The organism is Streptomyces sp. NPDC059454, assembly GCF_042749965.1.
Classification (GTDB): domain Bacteria; phylum Actinomycetota; class Actinomycetes; order Streptomycetales; family Streptomycetaceae; genus Streptomyces.
This window is the reverse complement of record NZ_JBHYVC010000027.1, coordinates 1-14,260: the sequence shown is the minus strand read 5'-3', so window position 1 is coordinate 14,260 and position 14,260 is coordinate 1. Positions and strand designations below refer to the sequence as shown.

The window sequence follows — 14,260 nt, the reverse complement described above, 5'->3', positions numbered from 1 at the left end:
CCTGAGGCCGTAGAAACCGTGAGGAACCCCGAGCCCATGAGCCCAGCAGAAGGCGACCGCGACCCCCAGCGCATCCTGATCGTCGACGACGAGCCGGCGGTGCGCGAAGCGCTCCGGCGCAGCCTGGCCTTCGAGGGGTACGGCACCGAGGTCGCCGTCGACGGCGCGGACGCCCTGGAGAAGGCGGCGGCCTACCGGCCCGACCTGCTCGTCCTGGACATCCAGATGCCCCGCATGGACGGCCTGACCGCCGCCCGCCGCATCCGCGCAGGCGGCGACACCACGCCCATCCTGATGCTGACCGCCCGGGACACGGTCGGCGACCGGGTGACCGGCCTCGACGCGGGGGCGGACGACTACCTGGTCAAGCCGTTCGAGCTGGACGAGCTGTTCGCCCGTATCCGCGCGCTGCTGCGCCGCAGCTCGTACGCGGCGGCCCTGGCCGCCTCCGCCGAGTCGGACGACGTCCTCTCCTTCGCCGACCTGCGCATGGACCTGACGACCCGCGAGGTCACGCGCTCCACCCGGCGGGTGGAGCTGACCCGCACGGAGTTCACCCTCCTCGAGATGTTCATGGCGCACCCGCGCCAGGTGCTCACCCGTGAGCAGATCCTGAAGGCGGTCTGGGGCTTCGACTTCGAGCCCTCGTCCAACTCGCTCGACGTGTACGTCATGTACCTGCGCCGCAAGACCGAGGCGGGCGGCGAGCCGCGCCTGGTGCACACGGTGCGGGGGGTGGGGTACGTACTGCGGCAGGGCGGCGCGGAGTGAGCGGGCTGGTCCGCCGCGTCCGTGCCCTGCCCATCCGGGCCCGGCTGTCCCTGCTGGTGGCGGCGGCGGTGGCGTTCGCGGTGGCGGCGATGGCGGTGGCGTGCTGGTTCGTGGTGAAGAGCGTGCTGGTGAGCTCGCTGGACGAGGCCCTGAAGGCGAACCGGATGAACGGGCAGCAGGTGAGCAAGTACCTGGACCTGCGCACCGGTCTGTGCGCCCACTACCCCGTCACGCAGGAACAGAACCCCTTCGGCTCGTCCGTACAGCTCGTGGACGGCAAGGGCGGGAGCTGCCTCATCATCGGAACGGAGGAGGTCCCCCTCACCGGCGCCGACCGCGCCGTGGCCGAGGGCACGTCCACCGACGCGCTGCACGAGGCGACGGGGTCCGACGGCGGGCAGTACCGGGTCTTCACCTACACCGTGCCCGGCCTGCGGGACGTCGCCGTCTCCGCCGCGCGCCCGCTGAGCGAGGTGAACAGCTCCCTCAGCAACCTCGCGCTGGTGCTGGTCTTCGTCGCGGGCGCCGGGGTCGTGGGCGCCGCCGCCGCCGGCCTCTGGGTGGCCCGGACCGCCCTGCGCCCCGTGGACGAACTGACCCGGGCGGTGGAACACGTGGCCCGGACCGAGGACCTCACCGTCCGCATCCCCGTCGGCGACGACAGCGAGGACGAGATCGCCCGGCTCTCCCGCTCCTTCAACTCCATGACGTCCGCGCTGGCCGGCTCCCGCGACCTCCAGCAGCAGCTGATCGCGGACGCCGGCCACGAGCTGCGCACCCCGCTCACCTCGCTGCGCACCAACATCGAACTCCTCACCCGCAGCGAGGAGACGGGCCGTCCGATCCCGGAGGCCGACCGCAGGGCCCTGCTCGCCTCGGTGAAGGCCCAGATGACCGAACTGGCCGCGTTGATCGGTGACTTGCAGGAGCTGTCCCGCCCGGACACCGGCCAGCACGCGGGCCGGGCGCAGATCGTCGCCTGGCAGGACGTCGTCGAGTCGGCCCTGCGCCGCGCCCGGCTGCGTGGTCCCGAGCTGACGATCACGGCGGACGTCCACCCCTGGTACGTACGGGCGGAGCCGTCCGCGCTGGAGCGGGCGGTGGTCAACGTCCTGGACAACGCGGTGAAGTTCAGCCCGGAGGGCGGCGCCATCGACGTACGCCTGACCGACGGCGTCCTCACCGTCCGCGACCACGGCCCCGGCATCCCCGCCGACGAACTCCCGCACGTCTTCGACCGGTTCTGGCGCTCCCCCGGCGCCCGTGCCCTCCCCGGCTCCGGCCTCGGCCTGTCCATCGTGGCCCGTACGGTGCGGCAGGCGGGCGGCGAGGTGTCCCTGGCCCCGGCGGACGGCGGCGGCACGACGGCCACGGTCCGCCTGCCGGGCGCCCCGACCCCACCACCCGAGGTGCCCTGACGACGGCGGCAACCTTTCCGTGCCGGGCGGCGACCGAACGGCGTCTCCTCCCCACACGGAACGGATCGCCGCATGAGCGAGCACCGCAGCACGGCCCGGCACCGCAGGTCCAGGAAGCTCCTGACCGTCGGTCTCCCCGTGGCCCTGACCACCGCCGGACTCCTGACCTACGGCACCGACCTCCTCCCCCAGCAGGCGTCCGCCGCGACGACGGCCGCCGCCCCCGCCTGGGCCACCGCCACCGCCGACGGCTTCGCCTCCGTCGACGCGCTCGGCCAGAACGGCACGTACGGCGGCCGGGACGGCAAGACCGTCACCGTGCGCACGCAGGCGGACCTGGAGAAGTACGCCACGGCCGCCGAGCCGTACGTCATCGTCGTGGCCGGGACGATCACGATGAACCCGGTCGGCAAGGAGATCAAGGTCGCCTCCGACAAGACGATCGTGGGCTCCGGGACGTCCGGGCACATCGTCGGCGGGGGCTTCTTCCTCGGCCAGGGCGTGCACAACGTGATCATCCGCAACCTGACGATCCGGGACGCCTACCAGGGCGTCTGGAACGACAAGGAGCACGACTTCGACGCGATCCAGATGGACGGCGCGCACCACGTCTGGATCGACCACAACGACCTGCGGAACATGGCGGACGGACTGATCGACGTCCGCAAGGACAGCACGTACGTGACGGTCTCCTGGAACAAGCTGAGCCGGAACAACAAGACCTTCGGCATCGGCTGGACCGAGAACGTCACGACGGACATCACGATCCACCACAACTGGATCCGCGAGACCGAGCAGCGCAACCCCTCCACGGACAACGCCGCCCACGCGCACCTCTACAACAACTTCCTCGAGGACGTCGCGAACACGGACATCGACTCCTCGTACGGCAACTACTCGCGCGGCGGCACCCGGATGGTCCTGGAGAACAGCTACTTCCAGGGCATGAGGAACCCGGTCGTCAAGGACGCGACGGCGACGATCGTGCAGCGCGGCAACGTCTTCTCGGGCACGTCGGGCCGCAACGAGAGCGGCGGTACGGCGTTCGACCCGAAGACGTACTACGCGTACACCCCCGACAAGGCGGCGGACGTGCCGTCGCTGCTGAAGTCGGGCACGGGACCCCGGAGTTCCATCGGCACGACGGCATCGGCGACGGCCACGACGAAGGCCGCGGCGGCCACCACCCTCACCGTCGCCAAGGACGGCACCGGCCAGTACAGGACGGTCCAGGCGGCGGTGGACGCCGTCCCCGCGAACAACGCCTCCCGCGTGGTGATCTCCATCAAGCCGGGCACGTACCGCGAGACGGTCAAGGTCCCGTCGAACAAGCCGCACGTCACCTTCCAGGGCACCGGCGGCAGCCGCAAGGACACGGTGATCGTCTACAACAACGCGGCCGGCACGAAGAAGCCGGACGGCTCGGGCACGTACGGCACCTCCGGCAGCGCCACGGTCGCCGTGGAGGCCGACGACTTCCAGGCCCGCAACCTGACGATCTCCAACGACTTCGACGAGGGCGCCAACCAGTCCCTCTCCGGCCACCAGGCGGTCGCCCTGCGCACGGCGGCCGACAAGGTCTTCCTCGACGGCGTCATCGTCGAGGGCGACCAGGACACGCTTCTGCTGGACACCGCCGCCAAGGACAGGCTGGGCCGGGTCTACGTCACCGACTCCTACGTCGTCGGCAACGTCGACTTCATCTTCGGCCGGGCCACCGCGGTGATCGACCGCTCGGTCATCACCCTGAAGAAGCGCTGGGACGGCACCTCCGCCGGCTACGTCACGGCCCCGAGCACGGCCGCGAACCGCAAGGGCATCCTCATCGCCAACTCGACGGTGAACGGCGGCGTCTCCGACCGCACCTTCTACCTCGGCCGCCCCTGGCACGCCGGCGGCGACGCCTCCCTGGACCCGCAGACCACGGTCCGCAACACCAGCCTCAGCGCCGCGGTCCGCACCACGCCCTGGACCGACATGAGCGGCTTCTCCTGGAAGGACGACCGCTTCGCCGAGTACAGGAACACGGGCTCCGGCGCGGGCGCGGCGAGCGGCAACCGCCCCCACCTGACGGACGCCCAGGCGGCCGACCAGGAGGTCGCCGACTGGCTGGCGGGCTGGACCCCCACGGCGTCCTGATCCCGCCCTTCGCAACGGGTCCCACGCCGTCCTCGGCATGGGACCCATCTCTTACCACTACTGGTAGGATGCAGCGCATGAGCGGTAGTAAGAAATACTCGATCAGTCTGCCCGAGGACCTCGCCGAGGCTGTGCGCTCCCACGTCGGCCCTGGTGGATTTTCCGCCTACGTGGCCGAAGCTCTTGAGCATCGGGTCGCCATGGACAAGCTTCGCGAGATCGTCGCCGACTTCGAGACCGGTGACGACGAGCTCACCCGCGAGGAGGTCGAGGCCGCCCGCGCACTGCTGCGCCACGACCACCGGCAGTCCGGCAGGACTGCGGCCTGATGCCCGGTACCCTCCTGCTCGACAGCGAAGGGCTTTCGAAGCTCTACCGCAAGGACCGTGCGGTCATGGCCTTCGTACAGGCCGCCTCGGAAGAGGGCGTCCGCGTGTCCACCAGCGCCATGACGACGCTCGAGGCCGACTATGAGCGCATTCATCCCGCCCGCATCACATGGGTCCTCTCGCGCGTGGACGTACACGACGTCACCAAGGCGGTCACGGACCACGCTGCAACCCTCCTGCGCACCCACCACCTCCACGGCCACAAGTACGCCATCGACGCCGCCCTGGCCGCCATCGCCCGCACGGCACCCCAACCGGTCACCGTCCTCACGTCCGACCCCGAGGACCTGATGCTCCTCTGCGGCCCCACCGTAGAAGTACTCAAGGTGTGACCCGGTCGCCTCCCTCGTCGAGGCGGCACCCTCCCCCGCACGGCGAACGTCAGCCGCGCGTGGCCTTTTCGGCCGACGGTGCCGGTGGGCTGCCCGACCAGCCCTACTGCCGATGGCTGCCGAGTTCCGTCACGAAGGACGTCCACGAGGCCGCGCCGAAGACGAGCACGGGGCCGTGCGGGACCTTGCTGTCCCGCACGGGGACGAGGCCGGCGTGGCCGTCGGCGACCTCGACGCAGTTCGACGCGCCCCCGTCGCTGTAGGACGACTTGCGCCATACAACGGTGGTGAAGTCAGGGGTCCGGTTCATGATCTGCACTCCTCCAGAAGGCGCTTGATGAACGTCGTCGACTCCGTCGGGCTCAGAGCCGCGTCCCTGACGAGATCGTAGGACAAACGGAAGGACAGGACCTTGTCCGGATCGTCGATCAACTCGCCGATACCGTTGCCCTCCACGTAGGCGACAGGATCGCCCACTCGCTGCCACAGCAGGATGAGGTCGCTGCTCATGAGGTCGTGCACTCCGGCGGCGTAAGGCAGCACCTGAAGGGCGACCATCGGCAGTTCCGTCGAGTCCACCAGGTGCGACAGCTGCTCCGCCCACACCTTCGCGTCGGGAACGGGACGCCGCAGCGCTCCCTCGTCCAGGATGACGCGGATACTCGACGGCGGCTGACGATGCAGCAGCTCCTGTCGCCCCATGCGTGCCGCGACCTGCTCCTCGACTTCGTCACCGTTGCCGGCCGTTGTCTGGGCTCTGGACAATCCCGACAACACCGCACGGGCGTAGTCCTCGGTCTGCAACAGTCCCGGCACCCGGAGCTGGAACATCCACATGACCCGCGCTGTCGCCTCCAGCTCCATGAACGCCTTGTACTTGCCCTTGATCACCTCCTTGCGCGCATCCCGCCAGAGGCCGACCAGCAGGTCACCCGAACCGTGATACCTGTCCAGGTCCTCCATGACCGCCCGTTTGGAGAGCCGCTCCCCGGTCTCCAGGCGGTACAGGTAGCTCTTGTCGTACGACGTCTCCTCGGCCAGTTGGCCAAGGGACTTACCCGCCTTCTCCCGCAGGAACCGGAGCGTCCGTCCGAGCGTCGTGCGCTTCGATTCCCCTTGGCCGAGCGGCTGTTCGGTCATGTCACCCCTCCCCATTGCCCGGCACGCAGGCAATATCGGACCCCTTCCGCAGCGTACGGGCAAACAGTGACGATCGGAGCACGTTCCGTAACAACCCCTCGTCACAGGGAGCACCGCCCCCATGAATCTCCGCCTCCTGCCCTGGACCACCCCCGAAGGCAACCCCTGTTACCTCAGCACCGACCGCGACGACAGCCGGCTCTCGCGGCTCGCCGACGACATCGAGGCGGCCCAACTGGACTCCGGCCACCTGGTACTCGTCGGCGCACGGGCCGTGCTGGCCGATCCCGGGGCCGGTGAACGGGCCGTGCGTTTCGCGCTCACCAGGGCGACGGAGTCGCTGGAGGAGACGCTGCGCGTCGCGGTCAGCCGGGGAGCGCGCATCCCCTGCCCGCTCGAGTGAGCCGTGTGGCACGGTGGGCGCATGTCGACACCACCGGACGGGCTGCCCGTCTACCGCGTACTGACCGGTCCCGACGACTCGGCCTTCTGCCACCGGGTGAGCGAGGCGCTGGGGATGGGATATCTGTTGCACGAAGGGCCGTCGGTGACCTTCGACGGTGAGCGGGTGATCGTCGCGCAGGCGGTCGTGTGGCCCGGATAGAGGCCCCTACCGCAGAGCGACCTCCCCACCCACCCCTTTCTCACGCGCCGCGGCAAGGACCAGAGCCGCCGCGGCGGCGTCCTGCACCGCCACGCCGACCGATTTGTACAAGGTGATCCGGTCGTCCGACTCCCGGCCCGGTCTGCTGCCCGCGACCAGCTCTCCCAGTTCGGCGTGGACGTGGTCCGGTGTGATGACACCGTCGCGGATCGGCGTCAGCAGGTCGTTGCTGCCGGTCGGGAACGGGGCCAGCGCGGCCTCCCGCGACTCGACGCACACCAGGGCCTCGGCCACGGTGGCGTCGTCGATCTCGCGGCCGGCCGGGTTGTAGCCCACCGACGTGACGTGCACTCCCGGTGTCAGCCAGGGGCGGCGGACGACGGGTTCCACGGCGTGGGTCGTGGCGGCGACGATGTCCGCGCCGTCGAGCGCCTCGGCGTATCCGGCCGCCGCCCGCACCTCGGTGTCCAGTTCGGCCGACAGCTCGCCGACCAGGGCGGCCACCTTCGCCGGGTTCCGGCCGGCGACGCGGATCTGCCCGATCGGGCGCACCCTGCACATCGCGCGGGCGTGGGCGCGGGCCTGCACGCCGGTCCCCAGGACGGCCAGCACCGACGCGTCCGCCCGCGCGAGCAGCCGCGCCGACAGCGCCGAACAGGCGCCGGTACGGGCCGCGGTGATCGCCGTACCGTCCAGCAGCGCGACGGGCTCGCCCGTGCCGGGATCGCACATCACGATCAGCGCCTGGTGGGTCGGCAGCCGGGTGCCGGCGTTGTGCGGGAAGAGGGAGACCAGCTTGCTCGCGAGCACCCCGGCCGAAGGCACGTAGCCGGGCATGGCGGCCAGGAAGCCCTCGCGTTCGGGGACGAGTGCGGCGATGCGGCCGGGCGCGGAGGCGCGTCCGGCGCTGAGATCGGCCATCGCTTCGGCCAGCGCGTCGATCAGCGCGTCCAGCTCGAGCAGTTCCTCCACCTGCGCACGTCCGAGCACCAGCATGTGGCCCACCTCCTGTCGACGGCCGTCCGTCGAAGCGTGACCCACCGCGGCCGTCGCCCCACGCAGGACGCGCCGCCGGGAATGGCCGGCCCGGCCGACCGGACGCCTACGACGTCCTGATCCACCGCCGAGCCGAACGGTGCGGATGCCGCACGGACGGTCCGGTCGCGGGCCGTGGAATCCCGGCAGGGATCAGTGGAAGCCGAGCATTCCGGGGGAGTCGATGTCGACGGTGAGGACACCGGGCGGATAGGCGTCCTCCCGGCCGGTCAGGATGATCGACATGCCCCCTGTCTCCATGTGCGGAGTGGCGATGCAGAGAGCGTGGCAGGTGTCGGGGCCGGTACGAGGCGGTGAACGCGCCTCGTACCGGCCCCGTCGGTGACTACCGCACGATCGTGATGCGGTCCGCCTTCGGCGGGGCGATCGGGGACGTGGGCGTCGAGTTGGCCGTCAGGTACTGCTCCAGCGCCGCCAGGTCGTCCTCGCCGACCAGGTCGTTCGTGCCCTGGCCCAGGGTCGGGAAGCCGTCGCCGCCGCCCGCGAGGAAGCTGTTCGTCGCGACGCGGTAGGTGGCGGACGGGTCGATGGCCGAACCGTTGAGCTTGATCGAGTCCGTGATCACCCGGTCCGCGCCCGTCTTCGTCAGGTCCAGGGTGTAGGTGAGACCGTCCGAGATCTGGAGGATCTTCGGGGCCGCCTCGTTCGGACCGCTGACCTGCTCCTTCAGGGCCTGGATGACCTGCGCGCCGGTGAAGTCCTGCAGGTTGACCGTGTTGGCGAAGGGCTGGACGGTGAAGGCCTCGGCGAACGTCACCACGCCGTCGCCCTCGTCGCCGCCGGCCGCGTGGGTGAGCGACGCGCGGATGCCGCCGGGGTTCATCAGCGCCAGGTCGGTCTCCGCGTCCAGCGTCCTGCCGTACGCCAGCTGCGCGTCGGCGATCAGGTCGCCGAGCGGGGACTCGGTGCCGTCGCGCACGATGTCGCCGGAGATGTGGCCGATCGGGCGGTTGCCGATCGGGGCGGCGAGGGTGTTCCACCTGTCGATCAGGCGGGACATGTCGCGCGCCTCGCGGACGTCCCGGGTGACCACGTGGTTCGCGGACTTCACGGCCGTACGGGCGATGTCACCCGTCACGCGGTCGTAGGTCAGCGTGGTGTCCGTGTAGAGGCGGCCGAAGGACGCGGCCGAGGTGACCGTGCGGGGCTTGCCCGCCGGGTCGGGGATCGTGCACGCGTACGCGTTGTGGGTGTGGCCGGTGACCAGCGCGTCCACCTGCGGCGTGATGTTCTTGGCGATGTCCGCGATCGGGCCGGAGATGCCGTCGCCGGCGCCCGGGGAGTCGCAGTCGTAGTTGTAGGAGGACGAGGCCGGGAAGCCGCCCTCGTGGATGAGCGCCACGATCGACTTCACGCCCTGGCGCTGGAGCTCCTCGGCGTACTTGTCGATCGTCTCGACCTCGTCCTTGAAGGTGAGGCCCTTGACGCCCTCCGCCGAGACGATGTCCGGGGTGCCCTCCAGGGTCACGCCGATGAAGCCGACCTTGACGTCCTGCTTCTCCCACACCCAGTACGGCTTGAGGACGGGCTTCTTCGTCTTCTCGTCCAGGACGTTCGCCGCCAGGTACGGGAAGTCGGCGCCCTTGAACTCCTTGTCGGTGTAGCAGCCCTCGGTGGGGTGGCAGCCGCCGTTCTGGAGGCGGCCCAGCTCGGCCGCGCCCTCGTCGAACTCGTGGTTGCCGACGCTCGTCACGTCGAGGTCGAGCTTGTTCAGCGCCTCGATGGTGGGCTCGTCGTGGAAGAGGCCCGAGAGGAGCGGGGACGCGCCGACCATGTCACCGCCGGCGGCGGTGACGGAGTAGTGGTTGCCCTTGCGCGCCTTGCGCAGGTGGGTGGCGAGGTACTCCACACCGCCCGCGTCGACGGTCTTCGTCGTGCCGTCGGGCTGGATCTCGGTGACCCGGCCCGAGGAACCGGACGGCGGCTCCAGGTTGCCGTGCAGGTCGTTGAAGGACAGCAACTGCACGTCCTGGTAACGGCCGTGGTCGCGGGACGTGTCCCTGCTCCCGTCGCTCTCGCCCGCCGTCGCCGACCCGGGCAGGGCGGCCGCGGCCAGCGCGCCGACGGTGAGCACACCGGCGGCGGTCGCGAGGAGACGGTTCGTACGGCGTCTGCGGCGCTGGTGGTGCGCCGGGGATGTGGCTGACATGCGCCCCCCTGTGGGTCCGAATGGATACCGGCGCAGCCTAGAGTCAACGCGCGTAGCGCAACAGGGGCTCCAGGGTTACGGCCTGGTTTATCTTTCGCCGGCGCCGTCGCCGTCCGTTTCGCGACGCCCTCCCCGCGCGCTCCCTTTAATCTCGTACGCATGACCAGCGACGACTTCGCACGGCCCGGCCGCCTCCGCTCGCTCCAGACGTATGCCGCGCTCGGCCCCGAGCAGACCGAGGCGGTCCTCGCCCTGCTCGCCGAGGCGACCAGGACCGACGGACAGCAGGCGGTGTCCGAGCAGGGACGGTTGCAGCTGCGCGGCGGGGAGCGGGACGGGATCTCGCACCTGCTCCTCTCCGTCGACGGCGAGCTCGTCGGGTACGCCCAGCTGGAGGAGACCGATCCGGTGGAGCCGCCGGCCGCCGAACTGGTCGTGCACCCCTCGCACCGGGGCAACGGACACGGGCGGGCGCTCGGTTCGGCGCTGCTCGCCGCCTCCGGGAAGCGGCTGCGGGTGTGGGCGCACGGCGGTCACACCGCCGCCCGGCATCTCGCGCAGGTTCTCGGTCTGACGCTGTTCCGGGAACTGCGGCAGATGCGGCGGCCGTTGGCCGACCTCGCCCTGCCCGACCCGGTGCTGCCGGAAGGCGTGAGCGTACGGACGTTCGTGCCGGGGCGGGACGACGCCGCCTGGCTCGCGGTGAACGCCGCCGCGTTCGCCCACCACCCCGAGCAGGGCTCCCTCACCCAGCGCGACCTGGACGACCGCAAGGCCGAGGCGTGGTTCGACCCCGAGGGGTTCTTCCTGGCGGAGAAGGACGGCCGGCTCGTCGGCTTCCACTGGACCAAGGTGCACGCGGCGGAACGCCTCGGCGAGGTGTACGTCCTCGGGGTGAGCCCCGGCGCCCAGGGCGGCGGCCTCGGCAGGTCCCTCACCACGATCGGGCTGCGGCACCTGGCCGGCCGGGGCCTGCCGACCGCCATGCTCTACGTCGACGCCGACAACAAGGCGGCGGTGTCCGTCTACGAGCGGCTGGGCTTCGTCACGTACGAGACGGACCTGATGTACCGGACGGAGACCTGAGCCGGCCGGAACCGACACGCCGTACCGGTTCCGTCGCGCACGCCGCGCCCGCCGCCACCGCCGCGCACAGCAGGACCGCCCAGCGGTCGTGGGCCACCGCCCACCTCGGGTCGTCCGGGGGCACGAACAACGCCCAGCTCCCGGGGGTCAGCAGCGGGCCCAGGACCGCCAGGACGAGCAGGAACCCGGCGACCGCCTGACCCGGCCGGGCGCTGTCCCCACGGTGGACCGCCAGCGCCGCCCCGGTCAGCGCGAGGACGAGGACCGTCGCCGCCTCGACGGTGACGCCGGCGGCCGGGGGGCGTACGGCCTCCGGGACGAGGAGCAGCGCGGCCGTCCACCACACGGCGGCGACCGGGGCCACGAGGAGGACGCGCAGTCCGTGGCGGACGGCCCGCCGGGTGGGGACGGCGGCCGTGGTGTGCCGGGCCGGGTCGTCCAGCGCGAAGGCCGCTCCCAGCGCGAAGGCCACGGCGGACGCCCGCAGCACGTTCAGCGCGAGCGGGCCGGTCGCCTGGTCGCCCATCAGCCCCGGCGCGGCGGCGATCAGCAGGCCCAGGGTGCCGGCCGCTCCGATCGCCCTCCAGGGCATGGTCCGTACGGCCGGCCGCAGCAGGGCCACGTCGACGGTCCTCACAGGCACTCCTCCTTCGCCTCCGGTTCGTCCAGGCCCAGCAGCCGCGCGACCCGGTCCGTCGTCACCTCCGGGGCCGTCAGCTCGGCCCAGTGCGCCTTCACCTTCGCGGCGGTCCCGTCCTTCGGGCGCCGCAGCAGCTCGCGCACCACCTCCGTCTGCGCGGCGGTCATGGACAGCGGGCTCGTCTGCGAGAGGACGACCGCCCAGCCGGTGTCGCTGTCGTCCAGGCGCACCCGCCGCAGGTCCGCCATCGGGTCGGGCCGGCCGGCGAGCGCCAGCCACATCACGGTGACCATCCGGCCGTCGCACATCTCACCCGCCCCCGCCTCGGTGCCCGTGACCAGCACACCGGCCACGGCGACGGTGAACTCCGGGACCCGGTTGCCGCCCCAGGCCGTGCCGACGGTGATCTCGCCGGGGCGGGTGGCCGGGTCGATCGCCGCGTCGGTGTCCAGGCCGTGGCGCGCCTCGATCCGCTGCCGTACGACGAGCGGCCGGTCCTGCGCGGTGCCGCCCGCGAGGGAGCGCACGCCGTCGAGGACCTCGGCCCAGTCGTCGGTGCGCGCTCCCCACTCCGGGAAGGCGCAGTACCTCGTGCCGTCCCGTTCGGCGCACCGCTGCTCCTTCTCCGGGGTGGCGGAGAACCGCGTACGCGCCTCGGCGGTCTCCGGCGGCAGGTCCCGGGACTGGGCCACCGCGCCCACCAGGGTCAGCGCCACCGCGCCGGCGACGCCCGCCCGGACGGTCCGCAGCCGCGCGCCCCCGGAGACCAGCACCGCGAGCAGGGCCGCGCTCAGCGCGAGACCCGTCAGGTAGAGGGCGTGCCAGGCGGCGGGGCGGCCCAGCAGCTCGGACGGCATCGGGGTGTAGGTGTTCTCGTCGACCGTCAGCGACAGCCACCGCAGGAGGCCCCCGCTGTCGGGGGCGGTGGCCAGCAGGAAGAAGAACAGGAGGAAGACGATCAGCAGCGGGGCCACGAAGGGGGAGGCCAGCAGCCGGGCCAGCAGCACCCCGAGAGCGCCGAGCACCAGCACGGACAGCGGCCCGGCCAGCAGTTCGCCCGGTGAACCGTGTCCGACCGCGCCCGGCTTGAGCGCCTCCCAGGTGAACTGGCCGGCCACGCCCACCCCGGCGAGCAGTGCGAGGACCACGACGGACAGCAGGTGGGCGACCGTACGGCGCCACGGCTGGACCACCAGCACGTCGAGGTGCCGGTCGGTGTCGTGCCGCCGGGAGCGCAGCACGGCCTGGTTGGCGCAGAGCAGCACCGCGAGGCCGACGAGCAGGGGTGCGTTCTGGGTGGCGCGGTCGGCGTCCTGCAGCGCGGGGAAGCCGTCCCAGGAGGTGCGGGTCTTCCACACCGTCCAGCCGAGGTACACGGCGAAGGCGACGAGGACCGGCACCCGCAGCAGGAGCCGGCGGGTCTCGAAGCGGGCCAGGGCGAAGACGGCCGCCCAGGACGCGCGGGGGCCGGATGCCGTGACCGTGGCGGCCGGGGTCCCGGTGGTGAGCGTGGTCATGCGGCCACCTCCGTGTCCGTGCCGTCGAGTCCGTCGAGGGTGAGCAGGTAGCCGTCCTCCAGGGTGGGTTCGAGCAGGTCCGCGCCGGCGGGCGGGTCGCCCACGTTGCGGAAGGCGCCGAGTCCGGTGCGCCAGCCGGCCTTCGCGCCGGGGTCGCGTTCGCCGCTGCTCCACACCCGGCCGGCGGCCCGCGCGGTCAGCTCGGCGGGGGTGCCGTCGAAGCGGACGGTACCGTCGGCCAGGACGACGACCCGGTGGCAGAGCATCGCCACGTCCTCGGTCTGGTGCGTGGACAGCAGCACCGTGCGGCCCTCACCGGCCCGCGCGATCAGCTCCCGGAACCGCATGCGCTGTTCGGGGTCGAGTCCGACGGTGGGCTCGTCCAGGACGAGGAACGCGGGATCGCCGACGAGCGCCGCCGCCAGCGCCACCCGCTGGCGCATACCGCCGGACAGCTTGCGGATCCGCTTGCCGCGTACGTCGCCGAGGCCGGCGTCGTCGAGCACCCTGCGCACCTCGAGGTGGCGGGCGGGGCGGTCGGTGAGCTCCTTGAGGATCGCCACGTAGTCGACGAACTCGAAGGCGGTGAAGTCGGGGTGGAAGCCGGGCGTCTGCGGCAGGTAGCCGAGCCGGCGCCGGACCTCCTGGCGGCCGCGCGAGGTACCCGGGTCGTGGCCGAGCACCGTGAAGGTGCCCCGGTCGGCCGGTACGGCGGTGGCGAGCACCCGCAGCAGCGTGGTCTTGCCCGCGCCGTTGGGCCCGAGCAGCCCGGTGACGCCGGCGGACAGCCGCAGCGACACGTCGTCGAGGGCGCGGGTGCCGCCGTAGCGGAGGCTCAGCCCGGAGGCGGAGACGGTGGGGGTCATACGGAACTCCCATACAGGTGGAGGCGGATGGACGGAGCCGAAGGCGGCCGGACGGCGGTCTCCCGGGGTGAGGGGCGGCCGGGCCCCTGGCCGGCAAGGCGCCCGGCCGGGCTTCCCCTTGCGGCGGGCGGCCGGGCCGGCCGGGGGCCCGGC

Annotated in this window: 15 protein-coding genes; 8 read left to right on the top strand and 7 right to left on the bottom strand. The window is 72.0% G+C overall.

The window, feature by feature from the left end; genetic code table 11:
* Positions 1–36: 36 nt before the first annotated feature.
* The 5 genes from ACFXAE_RS19800 (at position 37) to ACFXAE_RS19780 (ending at position 5,049) form a co-directional block, all read left to right on the top strand.
* The gene (locus tag ACFXAE_RS19800; RefSeq protein WP_384716200.1) at positions 37–771 is read left to right on the top strand and encodes a response regulator transcription factor; all 735 of its coding nucleotides are present in this window, start codon (positions 37–39) and stop codon (positions 769–771) included.
* The gene (locus tag ACFXAE_RS19795; RefSeq protein ID WP_384716197.1) at positions 768–2,189 is read left to right on the top strand and encodes a sensor histidine kinase; all 1,422 of its coding nucleotides are present in this window, start codon (positions 768–770) and stop codon (positions 2,187–2,189) included. Before ACFXAE_RS19800 ends, ACFXAE_RS19795 begins: the two co-directional genes overlap by 4 nt.
* A 72-nt stretch (positions 2,190–2,261) precedes the next feature.
* The gene (locus tag ACFXAE_RS19790; protein WP_384716194.1) at positions 2,262–4,328 is read left to right on the top strand and encodes a pectinesterase family protein; all 2,067 of its coding nucleotides are present in this window, start codon (positions 2,262–2,264) and stop codon (positions 4,326–4,328) included.
* Positions 4,329–4,405: 77 nt separating this feature from the next.
* Positions 4,406–4,657 carry a hypothetical protein gene (locus ACFXAE_RS19785; protein ID WP_384716191.1) on the top strand — a complete coding sequence of 84 codons (252 nt, stop codon included), beginning with the start codon at positions 4,406–4,408 and terminating at the stop codon, positions 4,655–4,657.
* The gene (locus tag ACFXAE_RS19780; protein ID WP_384716188.1) at positions 4,657–5,049 is read left to right on the top strand and encodes a DNA-binding protein; all 393 of its coding nucleotides are present in this window, start codon (positions 4,657–4,659) and stop codon (positions 5,047–5,049) included. The genes ACFXAE_RS19785 and ACFXAE_RS19780 overlap by 1 nt, the downstream gene beginning before the upstream one ends.
* Positions 5,050–5,152: 103 nt before the next feature.
* Here the strand turns inward: ACFXAE_RS19780 and ACFXAE_RS19775 are convergent, their stop codons facing one another.
* Together ACFXAE_RS19775 and ACFXAE_RS19770 are read right to left on the bottom strand one after the other, a co-directional pair.
* Positions 5,153–5,359: a DUF397 domain-containing protein gene (locus ACFXAE_RS19775; protein ID WP_384716185.1), complete on the bottom strand. Its 207-nt coding sequence runs from the start codon at positions 5,357–5,359 to the stop codon at positions 5,153–5,155.
* A complete protein-coding gene (locus tag ACFXAE_RS19770) occupies positions 5,356–6,189 on the bottom strand; it encodes a helix-turn-helix domain-containing protein (RefSeq protein WP_384716182.1) in 834 nt (277 codons plus the stop codon). The genes ACFXAE_RS19775 and ACFXAE_RS19770 overlap by 4 nt, the downstream gene beginning before the upstream one ends.
* A gap of 121 nt (positions 6,190–6,310) precedes the next feature.
* Here ACFXAE_RS19770 and ACFXAE_RS19765 point away from each other — a divergent pair, with 121 nt between their 5' ends.
* Both ACFXAE_RS19765 and ACFXAE_RS19760 read left to right on the top strand, forming a co-directional pair.
* On the top strand, positions 6,311–6,592 hold the full coding sequence (locus ACFXAE_RS19765; protein ID WP_384716180.1) for a hypothetical protein: 282 nt from the start codon (positions 6,311–6,313) through the stop codon (positions 6,590–6,592).
* 21 nt (positions 6,593–6,613) lie between these two features.
* On the top strand, positions 6,614–6,793 hold the full coding sequence (locus ACFXAE_RS19760; RefSeq protein WP_384716177.1) for a DUF1737 domain-containing protein: 180 nt from the start codon (positions 6,614–6,616) through the stop codon (positions 6,791–6,793).
* A 6-nt stretch (positions 6,794–6,799) separates the two neighbouring features.
* Here ACFXAE_RS19760 and ACFXAE_RS19755 read toward each other — a convergent pair whose 3' ends face one another.
* Together ACFXAE_RS19755 and ACFXAE_RS19750 are read right to left on the bottom strand one after the other, a co-directional pair.
* Positions 6,800–7,789 carry an ornithine cyclodeaminase family protein gene (locus tag ACFXAE_RS19755; protein ID WP_384716174.1) on the bottom strand — a complete coding sequence of 330 codons (990 nt, stop codon included), beginning with the start codon at positions 7,787–7,789 and terminating at the stop codon, positions 6,800–6,802.
* A gap of 385 nt (positions 7,790–8,174) precedes the next feature.
* Positions 8,175–9,998 (bottom strand): bifunctional metallophosphatase/5'-nucleotidase, encoded by a 1,824-nt coding sequence (locus ACFXAE_RS19750; protein WP_384716171.1) that lies wholly within the window; start codon positions 9,996–9,998, stop codon positions 8,175–8,177.
* Positions 9,999–10,157: 159 nt separating this feature from the next.
* Between ACFXAE_RS19750 and mshD the strand changes: the two genes are divergently transcribed.
* Entirely contained in the window at positions 10,158–11,084 is a 927-nt protein-coding gene (gene mshD / locus ACFXAE_RS19745; RefSeq protein WP_384716168.1) for a mycothiol synthase, read from the top strand.
* Here the strand turns inward: mshD and ACFXAE_RS19740 are convergent.
* Genes ACFXAE_RS19740 through ACFXAE_RS19730 form a run of 3 tightly spaced genes read right to left on the bottom strand, consistent with a single transcriptional unit; the run spans position 11,044 to position 14,107 of the window.
* Positions 11,044–11,721 carry an ABC transporter gene (locus tag ACFXAE_RS19740; protein WP_384716165.1) on the bottom strand — a complete coding sequence of 226 codons (678 nt, stop codon included), beginning with the start codon at positions 11,719–11,721 and terminating at the stop codon, positions 11,044–11,046. The two genes, mshD and ACFXAE_RS19740, sit on opposite strands and share 41 nt — an antisense overlap.
* Positions 11,718–13,241, bottom strand: a complete 1,524-nt coding sequence (locus ACFXAE_RS19735; protein ID WP_384716162.1) for an ABC transporter permease — start codon at positions 13,239–13,241, stop codon at positions 11,718–11,720. Before ACFXAE_RS19735 ends, ACFXAE_RS19740 begins: the two co-directional genes overlap by 4 nt.
* A complete protein-coding gene (locus ACFXAE_RS19730; protein WP_384716159.1) occupies positions 13,238–14,107 on the bottom strand; it encodes an ABC transporter ATP-binding protein in 870 nt (289 codons plus the stop codon). Before ACFXAE_RS19730 ends, ACFXAE_RS19735 begins: the two co-directional genes overlap by 4 nt.
* Positions 14,108–14,260: the final 153 nt, after the last annotated feature.

Coding starts and splice junctions, on each gene's coding strand:
- ACFXAE_RS19735 (WP_384716162.1), bottom strand. CDS start 13,241: ATGACCACGCTCACCACCGGGACCCCGGCCGCCACGGTCACGGCATCC.
- ACFXAE_RS19730 (WP_384716159.1), bottom strand. CDS start 14,107: ATGACCCCCACCGTCTCCGCCTCCGGGCTGAGCCTCCGCTACGGCGGC.
- ACFXAE_RS19760 (WP_384716177.1), top strand. CDS start 6,614: ATGTCGACACCACCGGACGGGCTGCCCGTCTACCGCGTACTGACCGGT.
- ACFXAE_RS19770 (WP_384716182.1), bottom strand. CDS start 6,189: ATGACCGAACAGCCGCTCGGCCAAGGGGAATCGAAGCGCACGACGCTC.
- ACFXAE_RS19775 (WP_384716185.1), bottom strand. CDS start 5,359: ATGAACCGGACCCCTGACTTCACCACCGTTGTATGGCGCAAGTCGTCC.
- ACFXAE_RS19790 (WP_384716194.1), top strand. CDS start 2,262: ATGAGCGAGCACCGCAGCACGGCCCGGCACCGCAGGTCCAGGAAGCTC.
- ACFXAE_RS19785 (WP_384716191.1), top strand. CDS start 4,406: ATGAGCGGTAGTAAGAAATACTCGATCAGTCTGCCCGAGGACCTCGCC.
- ACFXAE_RS19800 (WP_384716200.1), top strand. CDS start 37: ATGAGCCCAGCAGAAGGCGACCGCGACCCCCAGCGCATCCTGATCGTC.
- ACFXAE_RS19755 (WP_384716174.1), bottom strand. CDS start 7,789: ATGCTGGTGCTCGGACGTGCGCAGGTGGAGGAACTGCTCGAGCTGGAC.
- ACFXAE_RS19750 (WP_384716171.1), bottom strand. CDS start 9,998: ATGTCAGCCACATCCCCGGCGCACCACCAGCGCCGCAGACGCCGTACG.
- ACFXAE_RS19780 (WP_384716188.1), top strand. CDS start 4,657: ATGCCCGGTACCCTCCTGCTCGACAGCGAAGGGCTTTCGAAGCTCTAC.
- mshD (WP_384716168.1), top strand. CDS start 10,158: ATGACCAGCGACGACTTCGCACGGCCCGGCCGCCTCCGCTCGCTCCAG.
- ACFXAE_RS19765 (WP_384716180.1), top strand. CDS start 6,311: ATGAATCTCCGCCTCCTGCCCTGGACCACCCCCGAAGGCAACCCCTGT.